Annotated in this window: 29 protein-coding genes and 1 tRNA gene; 14 read left to right on the forward strand and 16 right to left on the reverse strand. The window is 65.1% G+C overall.

The window, feature by feature from the left end; all coding sequences use genetic code 11:
* Nucleotides 1-156: 156 nt before the first annotated feature.
* From BSL82_RS08250 to BSL82_RS08260, 3 genes are all read right to left on the reverse strand, one after another.
* Entirely contained in the window at nucleotides 157-1,287 is a 1,131-nt protein-coding gene (locus BSL82_RS08250) for a Gldg family protein (protein ID WP_072596851.1), read from the reverse strand.
* Between the two features lie 193 nt (nucleotides 1,288-1,480).
* A complete protein-coding gene (locus BSL82_RS08255) occupies nucleotides 1,481-1,729 on the reverse strand; it encodes a hypothetical protein (protein WP_226998670.1) in 249 nt (82 codons plus the stop codon).
* Nucleotides 1,730-1,845: 116 nt separating this feature from the next.
* The gene (locus BSL82_RS08260; protein WP_072598682.1) at nucleotides 1,846-2,856 is read right to left on the reverse strand and encodes a cysteine synthase A; all 1,011 of its coding nucleotides are present in this window, start codon (nucleotides 2,854-2,856) and stop codon (nucleotides 1,846-1,848) included.
* A gap of 81 nt (nucleotides 2,857-2,937) precedes the next feature.
* Between BSL82_RS08260 and BSL82_RS08265 the strand changes: the two genes are divergently transcribed.
* Both BSL82_RS08265 and BSL82_RS08270 read left to right on the forward strand, forming a co-directional pair.
* The gene (locus BSL82_RS08265; protein WP_072596853.1) at nucleotides 2,938-4,092 is read left to right on the forward strand and encodes an aminotransferase; all 1,155 of its coding nucleotides are present in this window, start codon (nucleotides 2,938-2,940) and stop codon (nucleotides 4,090-4,092) included.
* Nucleotides 4,093-4,180: 88 nt separating this feature from the next.
* Nucleotides 4,181-4,960, forward strand: a complete 780-nt coding sequence (locus BSL82_RS08270; RefSeq protein ID WP_083579108.1) for a hypothetical protein — start codon at nucleotides 4,181-4,183, stop codon at nucleotides 4,958-4,960.
* A 27-nt stretch (nucleotides 4,961-4,987) separates the two neighbouring features.
* Here the strand turns inward: BSL82_RS08270 and BSL82_RS08275 are convergent, their stop codons facing one another.
* A complete protein-coding gene (locus tag BSL82_RS08275; protein WP_072596854.1) occupies nucleotides 4,988-5,710 on the reverse strand; it encodes an arylesterase in 723 nt (240 codons plus the stop codon).
* On the opposite strand from BSL82_RS08275, the gene BSL82_RS08280 reads away from it, so the two are divergent.
* Nucleotides 5,709-6,410, forward strand: coding sequence for an ABC transporter ATP-binding protein (locus BSL82_RS08280; protein WP_072596855.1), 702 nt, complete (start codon nucleotides 5,709-5,711; stop codon nucleotides 6,408-6,410). The genes BSL82_RS08275 and BSL82_RS08280 overlap by 2 nt on opposite strands.
* Complete coding sequence (locus tag BSL82_RS08285; RefSeq protein WP_072596856.1) at nucleotides 6,407-8,932, forward strand: ABC transporter permease; 2,526 nt, start codon at nucleotides 6,407-6,409, stop codon at nucleotides 8,930-8,932. Before BSL82_RS08280 ends, BSL82_RS08285 begins: the two co-directional genes overlap by 4 nt.
* 12 nt (nucleotides 8,933-8,944) lie before the next feature.
* Here BSL82_RS08285 and BSL82_RS08290 read toward each other — a convergent pair whose 3' ends face one another.
* Nucleotides 8,945-10,387: an NAD-dependent succinate-semialdehyde dehydrogenase gene (locus BSL82_RS08290; RefSeq protein WP_072596857.1), complete on the reverse strand. Its 1,443-nt coding sequence runs from the start codon at nucleotides 10,385-10,387 to the stop codon at nucleotides 8,945-8,947.
* A gap of 39 nt (nucleotides 10,388-10,426) precedes the next feature.
* Entirely contained in the window at nucleotides 10,427-10,579 is a 153-nt protein-coding gene (locus tag BSL82_RS20775) for a hypothetical protein (protein ID WP_193408615.1), read from the reverse strand.
* Between the two features lie 133 nt (nucleotides 10,580-10,712).
* Between BSL82_RS20775 and BSL82_RS08295 the strand changes: the two genes are divergently transcribed.
* Nucleotides 10,713-10,787: transfer RNA gene (locus tag BSL82_RS08295), tRNA-Thr, on the forward strand.
* 245 nt (nucleotides 10,788-11,032) lie between these two features.
* On the opposite strand, the gene BSL82_RS08300 is transcribed toward BSL82_RS08295, so the two are convergent.
* The 3 genes from BSL82_RS08300 to BSL82_RS08310 are packed head-to-tail and all read right to left on the reverse strand — an operon-like array spanning nucleotide 11,033 to nucleotide 13,741.
* On the reverse strand, nucleotides 11,033-12,703 hold the full coding sequence (locus BSL82_RS08300) for a recombinase family protein (protein WP_072596858.1): 1,671 nt from the start codon (nucleotides 12,701-12,703) through the stop codon (nucleotides 11,033-11,035).
* Nucleotides 12,696-13,145 carry a DUF2924 domain-containing protein gene (locus BSL82_RS08305; RefSeq protein WP_072596859.1) on the reverse strand — a complete coding sequence of 150 codons (450 nt, stop codon included), beginning with the start codon at nucleotides 13,143-13,145 and terminating at the stop codon, nucleotides 12,696-12,698. Before BSL82_RS08305 ends, BSL82_RS08300 begins: the two co-directional genes overlap by 8 nt.
* Before the next feature lie 2 nt (nucleotides 13,146-13,147).
* The gene (locus tag BSL82_RS08310; protein WP_072598684.1) at nucleotides 13,148-13,741 is read right to left on the reverse strand and encodes a DUF3489 domain-containing protein; all 594 of its coding nucleotides are present in this window, start codon (nucleotides 13,739-13,741) and stop codon (nucleotides 13,148-13,150) included.
* 209 nt (nucleotides 13,742-13,950) lie between these two features.
* Between BSL82_RS08310 and BSL82_RS08315 the strand changes: the two genes are divergently transcribed.
* The 3 genes from BSL82_RS08315 (at nucleotide 13,951) to BSL82_RS08325 (ending at nucleotide 16,256) form a co-directional block, all read left to right on the forward strand.
* Nucleotides 13,951-14,172 carry a hypothetical protein gene (locus tag BSL82_RS08315; RefSeq protein ID WP_072596860.1) on the forward strand — a complete coding sequence of 74 codons (222 nt, stop codon included), beginning with the start codon at nucleotides 13,951-13,953 and terminating at the stop codon, nucleotides 14,170-14,172.
* A 96-nt stretch (nucleotides 14,173-14,268) separates the two neighbouring features.
* A complete protein-coding gene (locus tag BSL82_RS08320; RefSeq protein ID WP_072596861.1) occupies nucleotides 14,269-14,694 on the forward strand; it encodes a DUF1810 domain-containing protein in 426 nt (141 codons plus the stop codon).
* Nucleotides 14,695-15,194: 500 nt separating this feature from the next.
* Complete coding sequence (locus BSL82_RS08325) at nucleotides 15,195-16,256, forward strand: PAS domain S-box protein (protein ID WP_226998672.1); 1,062 nt, start codon at nucleotides 15,195-15,197, stop codon at nucleotides 16,254-16,256.
* A 28-nt stretch (nucleotides 16,257-16,284) separates the two neighbouring features.
* Here the strand turns inward: BSL82_RS08325 and BSL82_RS08330 are convergent, their stop codons facing one another.
* Genes BSL82_RS08330 through BSL82_RS08345 form a run of 4 tightly spaced genes read right to left on the reverse strand, consistent with a single transcriptional unit; the run spans nucleotide 16,285 to nucleotide 18,680 of the window.
* Nucleotides 16,285-17,097, reverse strand: a complete 813-nt coding sequence (locus tag BSL82_RS08330; protein WP_226998673.1) for a trypsin-like peptidase domain-containing protein — start codon at nucleotides 17,095-17,097, stop codon at nucleotides 16,285-16,287.
* A gap of 44 nt (nucleotides 17,098-17,141) precedes the next feature.
* A complete protein-coding gene (locus BSL82_RS08335; RefSeq protein WP_072596862.1) occupies nucleotides 17,142-17,387 on the reverse strand; it encodes a hypothetical protein in 246 nt (81 codons plus the stop codon).
* Nucleotides 17,384-18,025 (reverse strand): HdeD family acid-resistance protein, encoded by a 642-nt coding sequence (locus tag BSL82_RS08340; protein WP_072596863.1) that lies wholly within the window; start codon nucleotides 18,023-18,025, stop codon nucleotides 17,384-17,386. The genes BSL82_RS08335 and BSL82_RS08340 overlap by 4 nt, the downstream gene beginning before the upstream one ends.
* 16 nt (nucleotides 18,026-18,041) lie before the next feature.
* Nucleotides 18,042-18,680: a Bax inhibitor-1/YccA family protein gene (locus BSL82_RS08345; RefSeq protein WP_158011062.1), complete on the reverse strand. Its 639-nt coding sequence runs from the start codon at nucleotides 18,678-18,680 to the stop codon at nucleotides 18,042-18,044.
* A 434-nt stretch (nucleotides 18,681-19,114) separates the two neighbouring features.
* Here BSL82_RS08345 and BSL82_RS08350 point away from each other — a divergent pair, with 434 nt between their 5' ends.
* From BSL82_RS08350 to BSL82_RS08365, 4 genes are all read left to right on the forward strand, one after another.
* Nucleotides 19,115-19,588 carry an Hsp20 family protein gene (locus BSL82_RS08350; RefSeq protein ID WP_062061360.1) on the forward strand — a complete coding sequence of 158 codons (474 nt, stop codon included), beginning with the start codon at nucleotides 19,115-19,117 and terminating at the stop codon, nucleotides 19,586-19,588.
* A gap of 84 nt (nucleotides 19,589-19,672) precedes the next feature.
* Nucleotides 19,673-20,194 (forward strand): Hsp20/alpha crystallin family protein, encoded by a 522-nt coding sequence (locus BSL82_RS08355; protein WP_072596865.1) that lies wholly within the window; start codon nucleotides 19,673-19,675, stop codon nucleotides 20,192-20,194.
* 94 nt (nucleotides 20,195-20,288) lie between these two features.
* A complete protein-coding gene (locus BSL82_RS08360; RefSeq protein ID WP_226998691.1) occupies nucleotides 20,289-20,666 on the forward strand; it encodes an NADH dehydrogenase ubiquinone Fe-S protein 4 in 378 nt (125 codons plus the stop codon).
* A 65-nt stretch (nucleotides 20,667-20,731) separates the two neighbouring features.
* Nucleotides 20,732-21,265: a hypothetical protein gene (locus BSL82_RS08365; protein WP_158010749.1), complete on the forward strand. Its 534-nt coding sequence runs from the start codon at nucleotides 20,732-20,734 to the stop codon at nucleotides 21,263-21,265.
* Between the two features lie 43 nt (nucleotides 21,266-21,308).
* Here BSL82_RS08365 and BSL82_RS08370 read toward each other — a convergent pair whose 3' ends face one another.
* From BSL82_RS08370 to BSL82_RS08380, 3 genes are read right to left on the reverse strand one after another with little or no spacing between them, the layout of a single operon-like run.
* Nucleotides 21,309-21,683, reverse strand: coding sequence for a hypothetical protein (locus BSL82_RS08370; protein ID WP_072596868.1), 375 nt, complete (start codon nucleotides 21,681-21,683; stop codon nucleotides 21,309-21,311).
* On the reverse strand, nucleotides 21,680-21,949 hold the full coding sequence (locus tag BSL82_RS08375; protein WP_062061348.1) for an usg protein: 270 nt from the start codon (nucleotides 21,947-21,949) through the stop codon (nucleotides 21,680-21,682). Before BSL82_RS08375 ends, BSL82_RS08370 begins: the two co-directional genes overlap by 4 nt.
* Nucleotides 21,946-22,182 (reverse strand): hypothetical protein, encoded by a 237-nt coding sequence (locus BSL82_RS08380; RefSeq protein ID WP_062061345.1) that lies wholly within the window; start codon nucleotides 22,180-22,182, stop codon nucleotides 21,946-21,948. Before BSL82_RS08380 ends, BSL82_RS08375 begins: the two co-directional genes overlap by 4 nt.
* 249 nt (nucleotides 22,183-22,431) lie before the next feature.
* Here BSL82_RS08380 and groES point away from each other — a divergent pair, with 249 nt between their 5' ends.
* On the forward strand, nucleotides 22,432-22,746 hold the full coding sequence (gene groES / locus BSL82_RS08385) for a co-chaperone GroES (protein ID WP_072596869.1): 315 nt from the start codon (nucleotides 22,432-22,434) through the stop codon (nucleotides 22,744-22,746).
* Between the two features lie 55 nt (nucleotides 22,747-22,801).
* Nucleotides 22,802-24,421 carry a chaperonin GroEL gene (groL, locus tag BSL82_RS08390; protein WP_072596870.1) on the forward strand — a complete coding sequence of 540 codons (1,620 nt, stop codon included), beginning with the start codon at nucleotides 22,802-22,804 and terminating at the stop codon, nucleotides 24,419-24,421.
* Nucleotides 24,422-24,457 lie beyond the last annotated feature (36 nt).

The raw sequence follows: 24,457 nt of genomic DNA on the forward strand, positions 1-24,457 counted from the left end.
CAATGGGCTTCAATGGGATTTTGTGGGCAAAGCTGGTTTAAGTTGGGGATAGCACGGAAATCCGGGCTTTTCCCACCGTGATGTTGGTGCAAGCGCGCCTAATCCACGGCCGGAAAAGCCTGTGGATAAGTCGGTGTATTCCGATAACGGGACAGATCAGCGGGTTTTGAGTCGCTTTGCGATTCCCGCGCAGGCCAGCAGCAGCGGGATGGCGAGCCCTGCGAGAATCAACGGCACGTCCCTTTTTGGGACGGCGGTCATCCAGCGGACATCGGATGCGGACATGCTGTCCTGCCCGTCCAGCAGCATTTGCGCGGCGGCCGAAACAAGGTGGCCGTTGTCGGCGATCCGTGCGCCCCGGCTTTCGCCCTGAGCGCCAGGCCCAAACCAGCTTGCGTCGCGCAGAAGATCGGCGTCGGCAAGGACGAGCGCCCGCCCCTTGCCGATCGCGCAATCGGCCATGAGGCCGTTCATCGAGATGGTGCAGTCGCTCGTCCGCGAGCGGAGGTTGCCGGGGCTGTGCACGCCCACGCGGACCATGGCCGAAGACGATGGGCGCATGACCCGAAAGCCGGGTTCGCCGGGCAGCAACTCCAGCCCCCAATGCGAGAGCAACGGTCGGATCAGCGACGTTCGTGGCGGGCGCGGCAGGTGCGGCGGCAGTTCACCCGCCCAATGCAGCGCCGGATCGGCGAACAGCAGGGCGCGTCCCCCCGCCCTCACCCACTCGTCGACGACAAGCAGTTCGACCGGGGTCAAGGCGCGCGGCTGGGCCAGGATCAACAGATCCGCGCCGGCAAGCGCGTCCTCGCTCAGCACATCGGCGGGGGTTATGGCCGCAGCCTTGCGCATCGCCCGATAGCTGGCGGGTGGCGGCGGCGCATCGGCGAACAGCCTGGCGGCCGAACCTTCCCCCCAGACGAGCGGAAGGTCACTGACCAGCACCGCCTTTCGCGCCCTGTCGTCAGGCTCGGCGACCGGCGGTCGAAGCCTCGCCTCGAACCAGCGCACGGCCGATGGATAGGGCGGGCGAAGGGCGAGCATCCCGACTGCGAAGGCAAGCATGGCGAGGGCCGCCGATCGTCTCCCGCCGAGCAGCCGCAGGAACGCCGCGGCTGCCAGCGCCCCGCCACCTGCCAGCACGAGGCTGAGCCCGGCGGCGCGCGCCAGCACCATGAGATCGGGCTCGCCCGTGACCGACAGCATGAGCCATTCCGCCACCGTCGCCGTTATGATGAAGAGCGCCGCACCGGCGGCGGCCGTCCGCCACGCGCCTGTCAGAAGCACCGCCGACGCCAGCGCAAGGCCGATCAGCCAGGGCCGAAAGGCGAGAAAGGCGTCAGGCTCCGCTCGTTCGCGGATGAGGAAATGCCCCGGCCCGAAGCCAAGCAGGACCTCGGCGGCGGCAATGCCGCCTGTCAGGATAAGGATTGAGGCGATGTGCCGGCGATTGCGGCCGGGAAAGGCAGCGGCCGTCAGATTATTCCGCCAGAACCGGCGCCGGTGGTGGTGTGATCGCTATGGGCTGGGAGGCCGGCTCCGCCGCCGGCTGTTCCTCCTCGCTCCGGCTCTGCTCGCCGGAGCCCGGCGCAATACCAAGCTGCGCCAGGGTTTCTTCAGGTTTGTCCGGCTTGGCGGCCGGCGCTTCGTTGCTGATGCTCGCCGTTCCGATCAGGACGAGCAGAAACACGCACGCCAGACCTGTCAAACCAATGCGAACCCGTTGCATAACCCTCGCTCGGGATGTCGTCGTCGGCATGGCCGCAACTCGTCCCTCGTGGTTGTCGTTACGTCGCAATCTAACAGAGCCGGCAGTCAATGTCGAATTATCCGGCCCTGTGCCTTCTATGCCACAGCTTCCAGCCACGGAGGAGCGGGCAAGTCCTTGGTTTTACACCATTCCGGGTTGAACAAGGTCGACAGATAGCGCAGCCCTGAATCACACAGCATGGTGACGACGGTCTTGCCGGGGCCGAGTTCGCGGGCAAGCGCCACCGCGCCCGCCACATTGATGCCCGACGACAGACCAAGGCACAGGCCTTCCTCCATCATCAGCCGATGCACCCATTGCACACCCTCGGCATCCGAAATGCGGAACTGCGCATCGACGGGTGCGCCTTCAAGATTTGCCGTGATCCGCCCCTGGCCAATGCCTTCTGCCACCGACGAGCCTTCTGCCCGCAGTTCGCCATGCGCGTAATAATTATAGAGCGCCGCGCCATAGGGGTCGGTCAGGGCGATGGTGATGTCGGGCGAATGTTCCTTCAGTCCCAGCCCGGTCCCGGCGAGCGTGCCTCCGGTGCCGACCGCACAGGTGAAGCCGTGCAGCTTCCCGCCGGTCTGCGCCCAGATCTCCGCCGCGGTCGTGCGGATATGGGCGAAGCGGTTGGCCGTGTTGTCGAACTGGTCGGCCCAGAGCGCGCCCGGCGTCTCTTCCGCGATGCGGCGTGAGGTGTGGACGAAGTGGTTGGGGTTCGAATAGGGTGCCGCTGGCACCAGCACCAGTTCGGCCCCAAGCGCCCTCAGCGTATCCATCTTTTCCCGGCTCTGCGTCTCGGGCATGACGATGATGGTGCGATAGCCCTTGGCGTTGCAGACGACGGCAAGGCCGATGCCGGTGTTGCCGGCGGTGCCTTCGACGACGACGCCGCCCGGCTCAAGCGCGCCGCGCGCCTCGGCGTCTTCCACGATGAACAGCGCCGCCCGGTCCTTCACCGACCCGCCGGGGTTCATGAACTCGCATTTGGCGAGAATCTCGCAGCCCGTCGCCTCGGACGGTCCCTTCAGGCGGATGAGGGGCGTGTTGCCGATCAGTTGCAGAACATCGGCCGCCGGTGTGGTTCGCGTGTCGATCATGGCGCACCAATGAATGGACGCGCCGCGCGATGCAAGCAAGCCTTGCTTGACGAGGTGCAAGTTCCTGCCCATCAACCCCGAATGAACCCGCTGTTCGCCAACCTGCCCACCACCATCTTTGAAACCATGTCCGGCCTTTCGCGGGAGCTGGAGGCGGTGAACCTTGGCCAAGGCTTTCCAGATTTCGGCTGGCCGGAAGACGTGCTGGACAAGGCGGCCGACGCGGTGAGGCACGGGTGGAATCAATATCCCTCCATGTCCGGCCTGCCGGAACTGCGCGAGGCGGTGGCCGTGCATTATGCGCGATTCCAGCGACTGGACCTGAAGCCGGAGGAAGTGACCGTCACTTCCGGCGCGACGGAGGCGCTGGCTGCAGCAATCCTCGGCCTCGTCACGCCGGGCGACGAGGTGGTGCTGTTCGAGCCGGCCTATGACGCCTATCTGCCGTTGATCCGGCAGGCCGGCGGCATAGCCAAAGCGGTGAAGCTGACGCCGCCCGACTGGAAGATCACCGAAAAGGCGCTTGCCGAAGCCTTCGGCCCGGCGACGCGGCTGGTGATCTTCAACAATCCGCTCAACCCCACGGGCACGGTCTTCAGCCTCGATCAGCTTGCGCTGATCGCCGACGCCTGCGTCCGGAACGACGCGGTGGCGATCTGCGACGAGGTGTGGGAACATCTGGTGTTCGACGGCCATGCCCAAATTCCGCTGATGACGCTGCCCGGCATGCGCGAGCGGACCGTGAAGATCGGCTCTGCGGGCAAGATCTTCTCGCTCACCGGCTGGAAGGTGGGCTGGACCTGCGCCGCGCCCCGGCTGACCGCCGCCATCGCCCGGGCGCACCAGTTCCTGACCTTCACCACCGCACCGTCATTGCAGACGGCGGTGGCCTATGGGCTGGGCAAGGACGACGCATATTTCACCGCAATGCGCGAGGGGTTCGCGCGGTCGCGCGCGCGCATGACGGACGGGCTGGGCGCGGCCGGATATGCCCTCCTGCCCTCCGACGGAACCTATTTCGTCTCGGTCGATCTCAACGGGTCGGGCATCGCGCTGGACGACATGACCTTTTGCCACCGCGCCGTGCGCGAGGCGGGCGTCGCCGCCATTCCCGTGTCATCCTTTTACGCAAGCGATCCCGTCACCAATGTCGTGCGGCTGTGCTTCGCCAAGAGCGACGCGACCGTCGACAAGGGGCTTGAGAGGCTCGCCAAGGCAAGGTTGATGCTGGGCTGATACGGCGCGCGCCGCGCCCCATCTTTTCACCTTCCGGTCCCGCCGCAACAAGGTTAATCTGCGTCGACGAAATGGGGGGATCACCGGGATGGCGACGCTTGGCGAGCTGGCTTCACCTGACAAGGGCGTGAGGACATCCGAAGCCCATTTCTTCTGGATCATGGCGGTCATCATGTCGGCGATCATCGTCGCCGGTTTCTCCGTCAACCTGGTGCTGGGGCGGTCGACCTTCGCTGTACCGCTCGCCTATCATGTGCATGCGGTGGTGTTCTTCGGCTGGGTGGCGCTCTACCTCGCGCAGAACCGGCTGGTCGCGACCAACAATATCAGGCTCCACCGGACGCTTGGGCTGTTGGCCTATCCGCTTGCGCCACTGATGGTGCTGTTGGGTATCGTCATCATCATCACCGTCCTGCGCCGCACCGGGGGACCGTTCTTTTTCGACCAGAACGAATTCCTGTTCAGCAACACCATGCTGCTGATGCTGTTCGGCGCGATGGTTATCGTCGCGCTGCGCCGCCGCCGCCATACCGGCTGGCACCGCCGGCTGATGCTGAGCGCCATGTCGATCCTCACGGGGCCGGGCATCGGGCGGCTGCTGCCGATGCCGTTGCTGATGCCGCACTCATGGCGAATCTCGATAGCGGTGACGCTGATCTTCCCCGTCATCGGCATGATCGCCGACAAGCGCCGACACGGCCGTGTCCATCCGGCGTGGTGGTGGAGCGTGGGCGCGATCATTGTCGTGCAGGTCGCAGCCGACATCATCGCCTACAGCCCCTGGGGCGTGGGGGTCACCGAGGCCCTGATCGCAGGCACGCCGGGCGCGGAGCGGCCGATCGCGTCGTTCATGCCACCGGGATTCTAAGGCGGCCCTGCGGCTCCGCTTGGCGGTTCAGCCCTCCAGACCAGCGGCGATCATCGGCGAAACGCGGCTGACGATCGCGTTCACGCCCCGGTCGTTCGGGTGCATGCCGTCGGGCAGCAGCAGCGCGCGGTTGCCGATCACCCCCTCAAGGAAAAACGGATAGAGCGGCACGCCGAACTCTTCCGCCAGTTCGGGGTAGATCGGATTGAACGCCGCCGCATAATCCGTCCCCATGTTGGGCGCGGCCACCATGCCGGTGAGCATCGTCGGAATGTCGCGCTTCTTCAGTTCGGTCAGGATCGCTTCCAGATTGGCGCGGGTCGCCCGGGGACTGAGCCCGCGCAGCATGTCATTGGCCCCCAGGCCCACGATCACGAGGTCGGGCTTGCGATCCAGCCCGTCGAGCGTGAAGGCAAGCCGCTGCAGCCCCGCCGCGCTGGTGTCTCCCGACACACCGGCGTTCAGCACCCGGACCGCGAGCCCCTGCGCTGAGAGGCTGCGTTCAAGCGCGGGCGCGAACCCCTGATCCTGATCGAGGTTGTAACCGGCGAACAGGCTGTCGCCGAAGGCCACTACCAGCTTCTTGTCTTCGGCGACGGCCGATGTCTCCGCCAATACGGCGACGTTCGCCTCGGCCCGACCGCTATTTTGTTCAGGCGCCGACGGCGAACAGCCGATGATCAGTTGGACAAGCAGCAACGGCGCTCCATATACCCAAGTTCTGCTTACCAAGGACTGCCCCATCTTCATGCACGCACCGGCCGATACAGACACTATTGCGATACGCGCGCGCAATGTCACCCTCTCACTCGGAACCCGCGAAGCGCCGGTGGAAATATTGAAAGGCATCGATCTCGATATCGCGCGCAATGAAAGCATTGCGATCCTCGGCGCATCGGGATCGGGAAAATCGTCGCTGATGGCGGTGCTTTCCGGGCTGGAGCGCGCGAGCGGCGGTTCAGTTATCGTCGACGGGATCGATTATGGGCCGCTCGACGAGGATGCGCTTGCCCGCGCGCGGCGCGGCCGGATCGGCATCGTCCTCCAGGCCTTCCATCTGCTGCCGACGATGACCGCGCTGGAAAATGTCGCGGTGCCGCTTGAGCTGGCGGGCGATCCCGACGCCTTCGCCCGTGCCGCGGAAGAACTGACAGCCGTGGGACTTGGTCATAGGCTCCATCACTATCCGGCGCAGCTTTCCGGCGGCGAGCAGCAGCGCGTTGCCATCGCGCGGGGGGTTGCGCCCGGTCCGACGATCATCTTCGCCGACGAGCCGACCGGCAATCTGGACGCTGCGACCGGCGCGGCCGTCATCGACCTGCTCTTCGCGCGCAAGCACGCGGCCGGCGCGACACTGCTCATCATCACCCATGATCCTGCGCTCGCCGAACGATGCGGACGGATCGTCGAGATGAAGGACGGCCGGATCATCGGCGAGCGCCGCCTGTGAGGACGCTTGGCTGGAGGCAAAGCTGGCGGATCGCGCGGCGTGATCTTCATCTCGGCTTTCGTGGGCTGCGCCTGTTGTTCGTCTGCCTCTTCCTTGGCGTCGCGACGCTGGCGGCGATCGGCAGCCTGACGTCCGCGATCACCGACGAACTCGCAGCGCGCGGCCAGACGCTGCTTGGCGGCGACATCGAAATCGCAATGACCCAGCGTGAGGCGAGCGCGTCGGAGAAAGCCGCCCTCGGCAGCCTTGGCGCGCTGAGCGAGACGATCCGGATGCGCGCGATGGCGCAGCGCTCCGGCACGGCGGCGGGTGACGAACCGCTCGCGGTGCTCACCGAGTTGAAAGGGGTCGACGCCGCCTATCCGCTTTATGGCACGCTCGCGCTACGCAAGGGCGGCTATCGTCCGCCGTTGCAGCCCGATCAAATCCTGATCGGCGTTGCGCTGGCCGACCGGCTGGGCGTCGGGCCGGGCGGCCGGCTGCGCTATGGCGAAGCCGATTTCACGATAGCGGACATCATCACCGACGAGCCGGACCGCGTGGGCGAAGGCTTTACCCTTGGCCCCGTCGCGATCGTATCGATGGAGGCAATGCGCCGCACCGGCCTGATCCAGCCGGGCAGCCTTTTCGAAAGCAAATATCGCATCCGCCTTGCGCCCGGCACAGACGCGCATGCGCTGCGTGAGCGTCTGGAGAGGCGCTACGCCACGGCTGGCTGGGAGTTCAAGGACCGCGACCGCGCCGCGCCGGGCGCCAACCGGTTCTTCGAGCGAATGGGCCAGTTCCTCTCGCTGATCGGGCTGACCGCGCTGGTCATCGCCGGGATCGGCGTCAGCAACGGCGTTTCCTCCTATCTCGCCCTGAAGCGCAACGGGATCGCGACGCTGAAGGTGCTTGGGGCCACATCGGCGGATATCGAGCGCATCTACCTGCTTCAAACGGGCGCGATTGCAGCGGTCGCGATCGGCTGCGGACTGGCGGCAGGCGCGCTGCTCCCCTTCGCCATCGTCGCGGTGGCGGGCGACATGCTGCCGGTGCAGCCCGGCTTCCGGCTGTATCCGCTGCCGCTTGCGACCAGCGCCGCCTATGGGCTGCTCATCGGCTTGATCTTCACCCTGCCGCCGCTTGCCCGGGCGCGAACCCAGCCGGCGGCGGCGATCTTTCGCGCGCACCTCGCGCCGCGCGCGCCGATCGACTGGCGAAGCACGATTGCGGTGGGGGCCGCAGCCGTCGCGCTGGTCGCGCTGGCCCTGCTGACCGCGCGCGAACCGCTGTTTTCCGCCGCCGTGCTTGCGGCCGTGGGGGCCGTGCTGCTTTTCCTGCTGCTGCTCGGCTGGGCGGTGAGCCGGGTGGCGCGCCGCGTGCCCCGCCCCCACGGCCCGCTGTTGCGGCTCGCGCTTGCGAACCTCTACCGGCCGGGGGCGCAGACTTCAGCGCTGGTGGTGGCGCTCGGGCTTGCGCTCACCCTGTTCGTCACGCTTGCGGGCATCCAGACCAGTCTTGACGCCGAGATCAGCCGCACCGTCCCCAAAACCGCGCCGAACCTGTTCGTGCTCGATATCCCCTCCGGTCAGGAGACGCGGTTTCGCGAGGTCGTCGGGGAGGACGCGCGCAACCCCGAACTCAACATCGTGCCTGTCCTGCGCGGTACCATCGTCGCCTATGGAGGGCAGCGCGTCGCGGATCTGGAGGAGATTCCGGACGGCGCATGGTTCCTGCGCGGCGAACGCGGGGTGACCTATAGCGAAACCCTGCCGGAAGGCAGCGATCTGGTGGCGGGCGAATGGTGGCCAAGCGACTATCGCGGGCCGCCGTTGATCTCGCTGGACGAGGAGGCGGCCAGGATTCTGGATATCGGCGTCGGCGACACGCTGACCGTGAGCGTGCTGGGGCGGGAGATCGAGGCGCGCATCGCCTCGCTGCGCAAGGTCAACTGGGACACGATGGGCTTCAACTATGTGCTGGTCTTCTCGCCCCACCCGCTGGCCAGCGCCCCGCACAGCCTCGCCGCCACCATCACCATGCCGCCGGACCGCGACGCCCCCGTCACACAGGCCCTGCTCCGCACCTTTCCCGGCGTTTCGGTCGTGGCAGTGGGCGATATCGTGAGCCAGGTCGGCGGGCTTCTGGGCCAGATGTCGAGCGCGATCGTCGCCGCCGCGTCGGTCGCGATCCTGGCCGGAATCGCGGTGCTGATCGGGGCGATTGCCGCCTCCAGGCAGGCGCGCAGCTATGACAGCGTGATCCTGAAGACGCTGGGCGCAAGCCGGCTTCAGGTGCTTGGCGCCCAGGTGCTCGAATATGGGTTGCTCGCGCTGGTGCTGGCGCTCGTCTCGCTGGTGCTGGGTACGGCTGCGGCCTGGTATGTCATCGTCCAGGTGTTCGAATTCGGCTGGGCGCCGGACTGGCCAACGGTGCTGGGCACGCTGGCGGGCGGCGCGCTTCTGACGCTGGGCATCGGCATCGCCGGATCATTCCCGTTGATGGCCCTGCGTCCGGCGCGCGCGTTGCGTCAGCTATAGGGCGGCCGGGCTTTACAGGCCCATGCAGAGATATTTGGTTTCGAGATAGTCCTCGATGCCATAGCGCGAGCCCTCGCGCCCGATGCCGGATTGCTTGACGCCGCCGAAAGGCGCGACCTCTGTCGAGATCAGCCCCGTGTTGATACCGACGATGCCGGTTTCCAGCGCTTCCGCCACGCGCCAGACGCGCCCCAGATCGCGCGCGTAGAAATAAGCGGCAAGACCGAACTCGCTGTCATTGGCGAGCGCGATTGCATCGGCCTCCGTCTCGAAACGGATCACGCCTGCCACCGGTCCGAAGGTTTCCTCGCGCGCGATCAGCATGTCCTGCGTCACGCCCGACAATACGGTCGGCTCGAAAAAGCTGCCGCCCAGCTTGTGGCGATGGCCGCCCGCCAGAACGACGGCACCCTTTGCGGTGGCGTCGGCGACGTGCTGCTCCACCTTTTCCACCGCCGCCGGATTGATGAGCGGCCCGATCTGCGTTCCGTCGTCAAAGCCGTTGCCCACCTTCAGCGCGCGCGACCGTTCGGCGAGCTTTGCGACAAAGGCGTCATGGACGCCCGCCTGCACATAGAAGCGATTGGTGCAGACGCAGGTCTGGCCGCTGTTGCGATATTTGGAGGCAAGCGCGCCTTCCACCGCCGCGTCCACATCCGCGTCGTCGAAGACGATGAAGGGCGCGTTTCCGCCAAGCTCCATCGACGCCTTCTTGATCGTCGGCGCGCATTGGCCAAGCAGCAGCCGCCCCACTTCGGTCGACCCGGTGAAGCTGAGCTTCCTGACGAGCGGGCTGCCGGTCAGTTCGCCGCCGATCGCCCGCGATCCGCCGGTGATCACGTTGAACAGCCCGGCGGGAAGCCCCGCCTCCTCCGCCAGCGCCGCCAGCGCAAGCGCGGAAAAGGGCGTCTCGCTCGCAGGCTTCAGAACCACGGCACAGCCCGCCGCCAGCGCCGGCGCAATCTTGCGGGTGATCATGGCGGACGGGAAGTTCCAGGGCGTGATCGCAGCAACCACGCCGACCGGCTGTTTCAGCACGACGATCCGCTTGTCGGCCGCGTGCGAGGGTATGACATCGCCATAGACGCGGCGGCCCTCCTCGGCGAACCACTCGATGAAGCTCGCCGCATAGGCGATCTCACCGCGCGCCTCGGCCAGGCTTTTCCCCTGTTCCCGCGTCAGGAGCCGGGCAAGCTCTTCCTGATGCGTCATCATCAGGTCGTGGAGCCGCCGCAGGATGGTTGCGCGCTCCTTCGCGGTGAGCGCGACCCAGCCGGGCATGGCGGCATGCGCGGCTTCGATCGCACGGCGCGTTTCGGCTTCGCCCATGTCGGGGACAGCGCCGATGCGCGCGCCGGTCGCGGGATCGGTGACGGCAATCGTCCCGCCGCCGTCGGCCTTCACCCATTTACCGTCGATATAGCAGCTTTCGCGCAGCAGCGGCGTATCAGACATGTTCACTCCATTGCGCCGTGTGGCGGGGGTTTTGGTAATCTAATCCCCCGGGGCCTGTTTCGTTGCGTCCGTATCGTTCCGGCCGTTCTCGTCGCCACCGCCTGTCTGGCCGCGCGCCTGCGCCTTGCGCCTGCGCAGATTGGCGCGCAACGCTTCGGCAAGCCGGGCCTGTTTCTCGTCATCCCTCGACATGACCGCCTTCTAGGCGAAAGCCCCCATGATTGAAACATGGCCGAACAGGGCGGACCGGCCGACGGGACGCTTCGCGCCTTGACAAACGGGGTGGGCAGTCGCCATAGCGCGGCCTCCCGGTTGGACCGGACATGCTGCCGTAGCTCAGTGGTAGAGCGCATCCTTGGTAAGGCTGAGGTCGTGAGTTCAATCCTCACCGGCAGCACCACCCAGTCACTAAGACATGGGTATTGAGAGACCGCCCCGGCATTCTCCGCAAAAACCCCGCACTTCCGCGCCATTCCTTAGCCCGGCCGCAGGAGGCGTGGACAGAGACGCCGAAATTCCCGGCAGTTCTCTGCCAGTTTGCCGCCGCGTCTCACCTGCCCGAAAAACTGTCCACGGATGGTGTGGCGCTTGAACAGGCGAGGCGCGCCAAGCGGCGCGCCTCGAAGATGATCGACGTGGATCGACTCAGCCGAAACCGAGCATGCGCCGCTGCTCTGACCAGGCAATCGGCAGCTCAGCCACGCGGAGCAGCGACCGAGCGTTGAGCTCAACCGGCTGCTTCCCCTCCAGTATCGCGGTCACGATGCCGGGTGCCAGGAAGTTGAGCCGCGCAAGCCTGACCGTGTGCCGGCGCGATGCCTCGGTGGCTTTGCCCGAGCAGAGTTGCTGATAGGCAGCACGCGCTTCGCCGAGGAGCTGGATCAGACGATCATCGCGCATCGCTGGCCGCGCCTCGGGTGCGGCATAGACGAGCTTCAGCTCATGCCCACGTCTGCGCATCTGCACCGCGATATCGATGCTGATGGTGGAAGCCTGGACCTCGGTTCCATAGGCCAGCAGCTCGAGCAGCCTGCCCCCGTCGATCTGGATGGAGACGATGTCCTGCCGGACGATGATCCGCGCATCCAGTTCCTTGAGCAGAGGTGCCAGCGCCATCGCATCGGCAGCACGCGCTGCGAGCCTGGCCCCTTCGAGCTTCAATCCTTCGCTTGCTTTGAGGGTCTCGCCCAGCGCCGCTGCGATGCGCAGACCATCGCAGAGGAAGTCCGCCAGCCCTCGCTGCACGATGGTCTCCAGCTCCAGAGCCGGGATGCGCCATGCGGCCTCCGACTGCTCAGGGCTCTCCTTCGAGACATAGTAGCGATAGCAGCGGTTGCCCTTGTTGGCATGGGCCGGTCCCATGCGTCGCCCCAGCGCATCTTCCACGAAACCGCTCAGGGGGCTCGGCAGGCTCTTGCGCGGTCGAGGCGTGTGGCTTGCCCTGCTGAAGAGCTGCTCGTTGGCCTCCCATAGTTCCGGCGAGATGATCGCCTCATGCTCCCCCTCATAGACCTGATCACCATGGCGTATCTTGCCGATGTAGAGGACATTGCGCAGCAGATAGCCAAGAGCACCCTCGGTATAGGGCTGGCCTCCCACGATCCTGCCGTCCTGCATCGTCCTCAGCTTTGAGCGAATGCCCCTGACCTCCAGGTCGAGCGCCAGCGCGCGCAGCGAGCGGAGCTGCACATGCCGCCCGAAGATCAACCGTACGATATCGGCCTCGACCTGGTTGATCAGCAGCTTCCGTTCCTTGAGGTCATAGCCCATCGGCACCGGGCCTCCCATCCACATGCCCTTCTTCTTGGAGGCGGCGATCTTGTCGCGGATGCGCTCGCCGGTGACCTCGCGCTCGAACTGCGCAAAAGAGAGCAGCACATTGAGCGTGAGGCGTCCCATGCTGGTCGTGGTGTTGAACGCCTGGGTCACCGAGACGAAGCTTGCGCCCTTCCCGTCCAGTATCTCGACGATCTTGGCGAAGTCGGCCAAGCTCCGGGTCAGCCGGTCGACCTTGTAGACGACGATGACATCGACCCTGCCCGCCTCGATATCGGCAAGCAGCTGACGAAGACCCGGGCGGTCCATATTGCCGCCGGTAAAGCCGCCATCGTCATAAGGCTCGGGCACAAGCGTCCAGCCTTCATGGCGCTGGCTTGCGATGTAAGCGGCGCAGGCCTCGCGCTGGGCATCGAGGCTGTTGAATTCCTGGTCGAGCCCCTCCTCGGTCGACTTGCGCGTATAGATCGCGCAGCGGATCTGGCTGGCCCGCGCCGATGATCCATTTGCGGTGCGCGTCTGCGGTCCCCGCTTAGCCATGGATCTCAGCCCCCCGCCGCGGCGGTGGCGGCCTTCGCTTCAGCCCGAAGAAGCGCGGACCCGACCAATGGGCGCCGGTGATCGCCTCGGCGACATGGGACAGCGAGGCATAGCGCTTTCCCCCGAAGGTGAAGCCGTCCGCCTCCACCATTACCGTGTGGAGCTTGCCGTTCCACTCGCGCAGCAGGCGTGAGCCTGGCTTGAGCTGGATGGGCGGCGCGGGGAGGTCGGCCCCTCCCTCGGCCACAATCTCCAGCATGCGCCTGGCGTGAACCGGCAATCCTCCCAGCACGCTCTCCTGCAGTCGATAGGCGATCACCCGGCGGAGCATCGAGCCTGGCAGATCCGGCGCATCTTCGCCGAAGGTGGAGACCCATTCCCCGCGCAGCTGCGCCAGCGACATGGTCGCCAGCGCAGCCAGTTCCTGATCGAGCTTCGCCATGCTCAGGCGACCGCCTTGAGCTGATAGCGGGTCGTACCCTCAATCTTCTCCTTTGCGATCGCATGGCCCTTCTTGCGCAGCCCGGTCAGCGCCGCACGCGATGTGTGCGGCAGCCAGCCGGTCGCCGAGACGATCTCGGCGAGTGAGGCGCCGCCCCGCCGGCGTAGCAGGACCAGCACCTGCGCGATCTTGCTGGGTGGTTCGGATGGGACGGCCGTCGGGTCCTCATTCTGGCGGAGCGACGCCGCTTCGTCAGTGGGTGGCACATCGGCGGCAGCCCCGCTCGCCTCGCAGTCTCCGTCCACCTGCGGTTCTTGCCCTATACCGATCGCGCTGCGGCCGGCATCGGTGATGACGACGACGAGCAGCTTGTCGCCCTTCTGCCGCCAGCAGCGCGCATCGAGCGTGCGGGGATCGGCGCCTTCCTCTTCGAGTGCAACCTCGGCGGCGAGCTTGCGGCGAAGAAGCGCGGTGATCGCCTTTGCCAGCACCTCAGGCGGATGGCTGAGGCTGTCGGCGGGGGGCAGCAGGCTGCCGTCCGGGCGTTGCGCGGCGGTGGCGAGCAGCACCAGTTGCAGATCGGTCAATTTGGTCATGGGGTGGTCCTTCATAGCGGCAAGGCCTGATTGCCTTCCCACCACCCACAGCCCCGCCGGTCGGACCGGTCGGGGCATGCGCCGGTCCCTTCAACCGGCGCGATTCACACGCATACCAATGCTCGGCGGCGCGGCGAAGTCGAATAGAATCTGCGGGACTGCAAAAGCTGGTTATCGACTGTCGCGGCGTATGGGGCCTTGGTGGCGCTATGGATATCGACGACGTCCCCTGCCGCGAGCTCATCGCCCGACTCTTCGCTCTGCTCACCGCAAAGGCGGAAGATGCCGCCGGCCTGGCGGCCGAGGGGCAATCCCAGGCCATCGGCTCCGCCCGCGCCCATGAGCTTGCTGACCGGCTTCAGGATATCGGACAGCACATCACCCTCATCGCAGAGGCACTCAGCGTCATTATCGGCAAAAGCCGCGGATGAGAGCTGTTATCGGACGCTGTCAGCGACATTGCCGGCCGGGCGACAATCGGGTGCTGCACGTTGGAACGCCACCGGCAAGCTGATAAACCTGCAGCCATGAACGACAGCATCAACCTCCACCGCTTTACCGAAGCGCAGGAACAAACCTACGACACCGCGCTTGCCGAGATCCGCGGCGGCCGCAAGCAAAACCACTGGATATGGTTCATCTTCCCGCAAATCGCAGGACTCGGCCACAGCCCCACTGCACAATATTATGCAATCGGATCACTTGATGAAGCCCGAGCCTATCTTGACCATCCGGTGCTCGGACCAAGGCTCATCGCCTGTGTCGAAGCGCTGCAGGATCTTCAAGGCACGACGGCTGAACAGGCTTTCGGCGCCACCGATGCAATGAAGCTGCGTTCGTCGCTCACCCTGTTCATCGAGGCTGGCGCACCTCACCTCTTTACCGCAGCCCTCGACCGCTGGTTTCAGGGCGTCAAGGATCCCGCCACCCTCAATATTCTCGCACGGGGATGAAGCTTGGCCGCTATGTCGGACCTTCCAGACTTTCCGGAATCAGAAATCATCTCGCAGTAAGCGGACATTGAAAGTGCGGCTCGGCGTAAGGCAGATCCCGACCAGGGTCGGTCGTCTAGGTTTGCTCGATCAACGTCCGGTCTCGACGGAAGCTGCCGCCCGGGCTGATCCAAGAGGACAATCGGCAACGTGCCAGAAACGGCCGGCGGCGGGGTGCGTCACCGCGTGAGGTCTGCGATAGCCGGGACAGCAGCGTCCGTATAACGTCACAGGTGATCGGGCGGTTGTTCGACGACCATGCTTTTGTTACGTTTGCTGCGTCGACTCTTGGTGGCACTTCAGACTCTGCGGCTTCGGGGCGGGTCGAAAATTCCAAATCGGTCCGATCTAGCCAGCCATCGCTCCAAGGGGCGTCGCCGGCGCAGCGTTCGAAGGCGGTAGCGCCAAACCCCGGCTAATCTCGGCCGCGAACGCTTTGGAAACGACCACTCTTCGAGTGAGTGGAAAAGAGGATGAGTGACCTTGGTGAAAGCCACGCGCCATCTGGCGCGATGCCCGGCCTGCCTTATGAGCGGCGCCGCGCAAGGGACGAGATCGCGCAGCGCCTGGCCGCGATCGTCGAGTCCTCCGACGACGCCATTCTGGCGAAAGATCTGGATGGAACCGTCACGAGCTGGAACAGGGGAGCGGAACGGCTGTTCGGCTATCGCGCCACCGAGATCGTCGGAAAGTCGGTCATGCTTCTCCTGCCAGATGATCGGCAGGACGACGAGGCACCGATCCTGGCACGGCTGCGCCGAGGCGAGCGCGTCCGTCACTATGAAACGGTCAGGCGCCGCAAGGACGGGAGTCTGATAGACATCTCGCTCAGCGTATCACCGTTGCGCGAAGCGAGCGGCAGGGTCATCGGCGCGTCCACGATCGCGCGCGACATTACGGAGCGCAAGCAAGCCGAGGAGCGGCAACGCTTGTTGCTGCGTGAGATGGACCACCGGATGAAGAACCTGTTCGCGCTTGCGGGCAGCCTCGTCGGCATGAGCGTGCGTGATGCTGCAAGCCCACAGGAACTGGCCTCCATCGTCCAGGAGCGTTTGAGCGCGCTGGCGCGTGCGCACGCTCTCACAATGCCGAAGGACTCCGCTGCCGGCAGTAACGATTCGGTTAGTCTCCACGTATTGCTTCGGACGATTTTGGCACCTTACGAGGGTGCTGGCGGTGGCGATGACCGGCTGCGAATCAACGGCGATGATGTGACGTTGCCCGGAAACGCGATGACCACGATCGCACTCATCCTCCACGAACTGGCTACCAATGCCGCGAAATACGGCGCGTTGTCGTCACCATCGGGCACCGTCACCGTCGAATGCGTCGCGAAAAAAGATACGCTTGCTTTGATCTGGGATGAGCGCGGCGGCCCGCGGGGCGATGAGCCGGGGGAAGATGGATTCGGCAGCTTGCTTGGGCGCCTGGCCAGCGGACAGCTTGGCGGCACCATCGAGCGCGAGTGGCGGCCGGAGGGATTGCGTGTCACCCTGACGGTTCTACGTGATCGCCTGAGATGACGCTCTCAAAGCAGCTGGACTTCCCGGTCTAAGACTCGCTTCCACCGGGTAAGCTTACACCGGCTATATGCTCGACGACCTGGCGCGCAGCGCGCGATGGCACGGCCAGGCCGATGCCGACATTACCGCCATTGGGGCCGATGATCGCGCTGTTCACGCCGACCGCTTCGCCACGCATGTTGATCAAGGGGCCGCCCGAGTTCCCCGGGTTGATCGGCGCATCGGTCTGGATGTAGCGAGCGCCGCCGTCGGGCGAGCCGCGCAGCCCGCTGACGATTCCCGCCGTGACGGTCTGCCCCACCTCGAACGGGTTGCCGATGGCGACCACATAGTCACCGACCTGCGTCTTGTCCGAGTCACCCAACGGAAGCTGTTTCAGCCTGCGAGCTGGAATGCGCAGCACGGCGATGTCGGACCGCGGATCGCTGCCGAGAAACTCGGCTTCGACCTGCCGATCACCAATGCCAACGGCAATGGCGCGGGCATTCTCGACGACATGGTGGTTGGTGACAACCAGACCGCGCGCGGCATCGACCACGAACCCGGAGCCCGCCGAGATCCGCGGCGCCAGTGCCTCGTCGGGCACGCCGAGGAAGAAGCGATAATAAGGATCGCGCAGCAGCGGGTTCTGCGCATAGGGCGACGCCTGCAGCACCGCGATGTTTACCACAGCGGGCGCAACACGCTCGACAAGCGGTGCGACCGTCAGCCGATTAAGCGGGACGGCGTCGACGGAAACCTGTGCGCTTTCCGCCCCAATCACCATGTCACGGTCGGAGTTGAGCCAAGCCACCCCCACGCCGCCGGCCACACCCGAGACCAGGCCGATCGCTGCCAGCAAGGCCAGCCAGCCGCGCGGCGGACAGAAGCCCGGTCCATGTGGGCTCACGGGCGACCATCCTCCCACTCGAGCGGGTCTGCGACCGCTGCGTCGGCGGTTTCGATGATCTCGCACAGTCGCGACACGATTGGGGACATCGGATGCGGTAGCGCCGGAAAGTCCAGCGGATCGCCGCGTGCCCGGGCGACCGCCTCGATCAGATCCGCCCGATCACCGCCGACCTCCAATATCTCGACGATAAAGTGATCCTCCAGCGAACCGGCGATTGCGATCACGTCTTCGCGCATCATGCCGTCTCTCCTTTCGTTTCCTCCGGCCGCTGGCGCAGCCGCAGCCCGAAGCCGATCAGGACCACACCGGCGATGACAGCATAGATCGCGATCGCCCATGCGACCGACAGGATCGTGGCGGGCGGATTCATATAAAGCGCCACCGGCACCGCAATCCCGAGCAATAGGGAGAGCACGCCCGAAAGCGCGAGCAGCCACTCGCCCTCGATCTCCTTGCGCAGGCGGATCGCGGCGGCGATCTCCAGCACTCCGGTGAGGATGGCCCAGGCGCTCAGCACCGACAGTGTCGCCAGAGCATAGCTGGCTGTCGCCACAAAGGGCATCAGCACGAACAAGACCGCGACCGCGAGGCCGATGATGCCGCGCAGGATCAGCGTCCACCAGCGCTCTTCCTTTCGGGTGGCGCCGCGCACGCCAGCGATCGTCGAGAGTAGGCCATCGGCGCCGGCATAGGCGGCGAACACCATGGTGAAGGCAAACAGGGCGCTTACCGGAAACAGGAACGCGACCACGCCCAAGGTCAACGCGAGGACGCCGCGAACGACAAACCATCCCCAGTTGTGGTTGAGCAGCGGAACGCCGGGGCGGGCGTCGCTGCCCGCACCGGCATGGGGAACCGTGGCCGATATGCTCGTCATAGCTTGGCCTCCTTCGTCACTCCTCACGCTGCCCGAACAGGCTCAGCAGCAGCTGGAACAGGTTGATAAGATTGAGATAGAGCGACAGCGCGCCCATCACGGCCAACTTGTCCGCCCGCTCGGTTCCAGCATAGGCCAGATACTCGCTCTTCAGGCGCTGGGTGTCCCAAGCGGTGAGCCCCGTAAACACCAGGACGCCGGCGATCGAGAAGACTAGCTGGAGCATCGAGGACCCGAGGAACAGGTTGACGAGGCTGGCGATGACCACGCCGATCAACCCGACCATCAGGAAGGTGGACCAGCGCGACAGGTCGACGTTGGTCGTATAGCCCCACAGGCTCATGCCCGCGAACACCGCCGCTGCGCTGAAGAAGGCGAGCGCGATGCTGGTGCCGGTGAAGATGAGGAAGATGCTCGCCATCGACACGCCCATCACAGCTGCGAAGGCATAGAAAGCGGTTCGCGCTTGCGTGGTCGTCATCCGCTCGACGCGGAACGAGAAGAACAGCACGAACGCCAAAGGTGCGAAGATGGCCACCCACTTCAGCGGCGTACCGAAGATCGGCTGGTAAAGCGCGGGCGTGCTCGCGACCAGCAGCGCGACGAGCGCCGTGATACCGAGGCCCAGCGCCATGTTGCGATAGACGCCGAGCATGTGCCGGCGAGGGCCTTCATCATAGATGGCTGCGCCGCCGGCGCGCGCCGGCGAAGGGGGCGGATAGGTGATAGGGTCAAAATGTCTGTTCATGCCTCACTCCATTGATCTTCAAGTCAATGAGGCACTCGGCCGGCTTCACGTTGAAGCTGCGCGATCCTGCACCGAGCGCACTCGATGCGGTCCGACATCGCGGAGGCTTTGCAGCCGCCGCCAGAGGGGCCCGGTCCGCAGGCAAGATCTTGTACCGCTTCTGTAAATTCAAGAGCACGCGCGGGCAAAAAGTGTGTGCGCAAAAACCTCTTGAAAGCCCTCGATGCCTACCTAGATTTTTGTTGCCGGACGCCGTTCGGGTCCGGTTGGACATAGAGAGCGTCGGCTCTCCGTTTACCGGCGCCTCTCATGCCCAGATCGCTTCATAGGAGGATTTGGAAATGAGAACTAACTTTGATTTCGCGCCCTATCGGCGCTCGACCGTAGGCTTCGATCGCCTGTTCAACCTGCTCGAAGCAGGCGCGCGTGAAGACGATGGCTATCCGCCCTTCGACATCCTGAAGGATGGCGAGGACAGCTATCGCATCACGCTGGCAGTCGCCGGCTTCCGCCCCGAAGACATCGAGGTGGTGGCGCAGCAGAACCAGCTCACCGTCACCGGCAAACGCGCCGAGGATAACGGCAAGGGCGACTATCTGCATCGCGGTATCGCCGCGCGCGCCTTCGAGCGGCGCTTCCAGCTCGCTGACTTCGTGGAAGCCGGCAATGCCAGCTTTGAGAACGGCCTGCTGAGCATCGCGCTCAAGCGTGTCGTCCCCGAGGCGATGAAGCCGCGCCGGATCGAGATCGGCGGCAGCAATGCTGCCCAGGATCAGATCGAGGCGCCCAAGGACAAGGTCCGCGAAGCGGCTTGATCCTTAGTTTAACTGGTTTGCCGGCGCCGCACTCTGCGGGCCGGCAGGCCTTTAGCCTTCCAGCCAAAAAAGGAGATGACCATCATGGCTTTTCGTGATCTCATTCCCTGGAGCCGGCAGGAAAACCGGCTCCCTGTCCCGGTCAGTGCCGAGCGCGGCCGCGACAATGATACCCACCCGCTGCTCTCGCTCCATCGCGAGGTGAACCGACTGTTCGACGACGTCTTCCGCGGCTTCGGCGTGCCCGCCTTCGCCGGCCTCGACCGCGCTGCCGGTTGGCCCCATGTGGAGCTCGGCGAGACCGACAAGGAGATCCGCGTCACGGCGGAACTGCCGGGTCTCGACGAGAAGGAGGTGGAGATTACCGTCGAAGACGGTGCGCTAACGCTTCGCGGCGAGAAGCGGTCCGAGGTCGAAGACAAGGATCGTGGCTATAGCGAGCGCAGCTACGGCCGCTTTGAACGGCGTATCGGACTGCCCAAGGGGGTCGACCGTGACCAGGCGAACGCGACGTTCAGGAACGGCGTGTTGACGGTCACCCTGCCCAAGACGGAGGCGGCGAACGAAAATGTCCGCCGCATCCCGGTCAATGGCAAGGCGGCGTGACGGTCTGGCCCGGAACCTCGGTTCCGGGCCATTCGCCAACGACAATCACACCGGGCCTGACCCGTCCAGCGCGCTGCCACGCGAGGCCTGTGCCATGATAGAGCCGGTGCTGCCGGCCACTAATCAAGGCGGACGAGGCCGGCGCGAACAGTGGAAGGTTCGCTTCGCGCCTCGCTGGCGGCCAGTGGCGGATCCACTAACCGGATGGACCGGCGGCGGCGATCCGCTCGAGACGATAGAGCTGCGCTTTCCCAACTTGGAGGCGGCGGCGAACTATTGCCAGCGGCAAGGATTGCGTTTCTCAGTCCATGGAGAGGCGCGTCGCCAGCGCCCGCTTCACGCTTACCTGCCAGCGGCGCCCGCTCCAGTGCTGTGCTGCTCGCCGACAGGTCCGCATGCGCGTTGCTGCGGTGCCTATTCGATCGCTGCGGCAGAGCGTGATTGTCATCCAAGGTTCAGCGTGGCCGGTTAGATCTCTCACCCACCAAACCAGCAACGAAAGGACGAATGATGCGAAAATTGCTTCGTACAGCCGTCTTGGCCGGCGCGGCGGCAATCGCCACCGCGGGGGCGGCTATCGCGGCCGCAAACCACAACCGGGTCATGACTATCGACTTGCCCGACGGCTCGCTTGCCCGGATCGAGTACCAAGGCGATGTGGCGCCCAAGGTCACCGTTGAGCCGACGATGAGGTTCGCGCCGGTGCGATTTGCCGATCCGGCGATAACCGCCTCGTTCGCGCTGTTCGACCGGATCGCCGCCGACATGGATCGGCAGATGGATGCGATGTTCCGCCAGGCGCGGATGCTCGAAGCGGCGGCGGCCAGAGGCGCAACGCCGGACCGGGCCGCCTTCGGCACCCTGCCGGCAGGAACCGTGAGCTATCGCTTCGTCTCTACCAGCACCGGAAACGGTACTTGCAGCCGCAGCATCCAGGTAACGTCGCTCGGCGCGGACCAGCAGCCAAAGGTCGTTTCGAGTAGTTCCGGTGACTGCGGCGCACCGTCACGCGGGCCGGTTCAAGCCGTTGTCGATCATGGCAAGCTGGCATCACCAGCGAAGACCATTTGAGCGATGGCCCGGGAGAAGCGATTTCTCCCGGGCCTTTCACGATTCACCCGCGCTGCCGATGGGACGCCCGATCCAGCGCGGCGAGGACCCGGTCGATCACGCCGGCGCTGCTCGCCGCCTTGGGAAGCTCGCGGCGCGCGAAGTGCTGCAGCCGGTCGACGTCGCGCTGCGGCAGGCGGAGCTCGATCGGCATGGCTCCGAGACGATCGGGCGCGATCCGCTGCGCGGCCTTGCCTGAGCGCAGAAAATGATCGAGCAGCCGCTTGCGATCGGCAAAGCTCCAGCCCAGCGCCTCCAGTTCCTCGGGCGGCACCGACAGGAGCGCGAGCGCGAACTCCATGATGTCGTCGAATGGCAAGGCAATGCGGACGCGGCGGCTGCCGCGTTCGCGCCACTTTCGCAGCGGCCCCCTCGTCATTGCATCCTGATCACGCCATCGACGGCGCGCCACTCGGTCGGACGAACAAGCTGGTCGTGCGCGATTTGCACCGAGTGGAGCGCCGCCTCGATCTCGCGCCGCCAATGATCGAGGAAGTCGAAAAGCACCGGGAAATCGGGCGCAAGATCATACTCCTGCCAAACGTACAGCTGCAGTAGTGAAGGGGCGTCCGGCCGGTAGTAGTGCACTTCGGCGGTGGTTAGCCCATATCCCTGCAGCTGAGCGAGGAAAGCGCGATCCCTCATTGAAGCCGACTACCCGAATCCCTGCCTTCGTCGAGCGAGCGCATGGCGGCGAGCACCTCATCGATCGGTACGGCGCGTTTTGCGCCCGGGGGTTTGCGAAGCGCCGGCTTGTCTCGCACGGCAGATCGATCCGATGCCCAGGATGCGAGGATGGCACGCTTCACTTCGGGTTCCAAATCCGGATGCCGCGCAACATCAAAGGGGTGAAGAAAACGTGCGTAGGGCTGCGACATGGCCAAAACTCCTTTCCTTGTGTCGCTCCTTTCGTTGATGCGGGACAGACCCGCACCGGAGAATTTTGGTTCCGTTCCGAGTCTCGTCAAGAGGCAAGTTGGACCCGATTGGCACTCCAACGCCAAGAGTGCCAAAAAATTTCATTCCGCCTCTTGAACGGAAAAATCGGTTTTCCTAGCTCAGCGAAACCTGTCGTTCGGATGAACGGCAGGGTTGTCACATCATGTTTTGCATCTGGAGGTTTTGCCATGCATTTCCGCCCCTTGCACGACCGTGTGGTCGTCCGTCGCATCGACGCCGAGGAGAAGACCTCGGGCGGCATCATCATCCCTGATACCGCTAAGGAAAAACCGCAGGAAGGCGAGGTTGTCGCCGTCGGGCCGGGCGCCCGCGACGACAACGGCACTCTCGTCGAACTGTCGGTGAAGGCCGGTGATCGGATCCTGTTCGGCAAATGGTCGGGCACCGAGGTCAAGATCGATGGCGAGGATCTGCTCATCATGAAGGAGAGCGATATCCTTGGCGTGATCGACAACGTCGTGCCGCTCAAGCAGGCGGCCTGATCGACCGCCCTCATCCCTCGAACATTCAGGAAGGACATAGAAAGGAGTAGCAGCGATGGCTGCAAAGGAAGTCAAATTTGCATCGGACGCGCGTGACCGCATGCTGCGCGGCGTCGATACGCTCGCGAACGCGGTCAAGGTGACGCTTGGCCCCAAGGGCCGCAACGTCGTCATCGAGAAGAGCTTCGGCGCCCCCCGCATCACCAAGGACGGCGTCACCGTCGCCAAGGAAATCGAACTTGCCGACAAGTTCGAGAATATGGGCGCGCAGATGCTGCGCGAGGTCGCAAGCAAGCAGAACGACAAGGCCGGCGACGGCACCACCACAGCGACCGTGCTCGCCCAGGCGATCGTGCGCGAAGGCGCGAAGGCCGTCGCTGCGGGCATGAACCCGATGGACATCAAGCGCGGCATCGATCTGGCGGTGACCACCGTCGTCGCCGACCTCGAAGCCCATGCCAGGAAGGTGAGCGCCAATAGCGAGATCGCGCAGGTCGCGACAATCTCGGCCAATGGCGACGAGGAAGTGGGCCGAATCCTTGCCGAGGCAATGGAGAAGGTCGGCAATGAGGGCGTGATCACGGTCGAGGAGGCCAAGAGCCTCGCGACCGAGCTCGAGACCGTCGAGGGTATGCAGTTCGACCGCGGCTACCTCTCGCCGTACTTCATCACCAATGCCGAGAAGCTCAAGGTGGAACTGGATGATCCGTACATCCTGATCCACGAGAAGAAGCTGTCGAACTTGCAGGCCCTCGTGCCGCTGCTCGAGAAGGTCGTCCAATCGGGCCGCCCGCTGCTGATCATCGCCGAGGATGTGGAGGGCGAGGCCCTGGCGACCTTGGTCGTCAACAAGCTGCGCGGCGGCCTCAAGATCGCGGCGGTCAAGGCGCCGGGCTTCGGTGATCGCCGCAAGGCGATGCTCGAGGATATCGCCGTCCTCACCGGTGGCAATGTCGTCAGTGAGGAGCTCGGCACCAAGCTCGAGAACGTGACGATCGGCATGCTCGGCCGCGCCAAGAAAGTCACGATCGACAAGGACAACACCACGATCATCGACGGCGTCGGTACCAAGGCCGACATCGACGGCCGCGTCGCGCAGATCCGCCAGCAGATCGAGACGACCACCAGCGATTATGACCGCGAGAAGCTGCAGGAACGGCTCGCCAAGCTTGCCGGCGGTGTCGCGGTGATCCGCGTCGGCGGTGCGACCGAAGTCGAGGTCAAGGAGAAGAAAGACCGGGTCGACGATGCGCTGCATGCCACCCGCGCCGCGGTCGAAGAGGGCATCCTGCCCGGCGGCGGCGTGTCGTTGCTGCGCGCGCTCAAGGCCTTGGATGGCCTCAAGACCGCCAATGACGACCAGCAGTCGGGCATCGACATCGTCCGCCGGGCGCTACGCGCCCCCGCGCGACAGATCGCCGAGAACGCCGGCGAGGACGGCGCCTGGATCGTCGGCAAGCTGCTCGAGAGCGACGACTACAACTGGGGCTTCAACGCAGCGTCCGGCGAGTACCAGGATCTCGTCCAGGCCGGTGTGATCGACCCGGCCAAGGTCGTGCGTACCGCGCTGCAGGACGCGGCCTCTGTCGCCTCGCTCCTCATCACTACCGAGGCCCTCGTCGCCGAAGTGCCGAAAGAGGAAAAGGCCGCGCCGATGCCGGCGATGGACTACTGACGTGAGACGGGGAGCCCGATACTCGGGCTCCCCGGA

It is taken from the genome of Tardibacter chloracetimidivorans, from assembly GCF_001890385.1.
GTDB lineage: Bacteria > Pseudomonadota > Alphaproteobacteria > Sphingomonadales > Sphingomonadaceae > Tardibacter > Tardibacter chloracetimidivorans.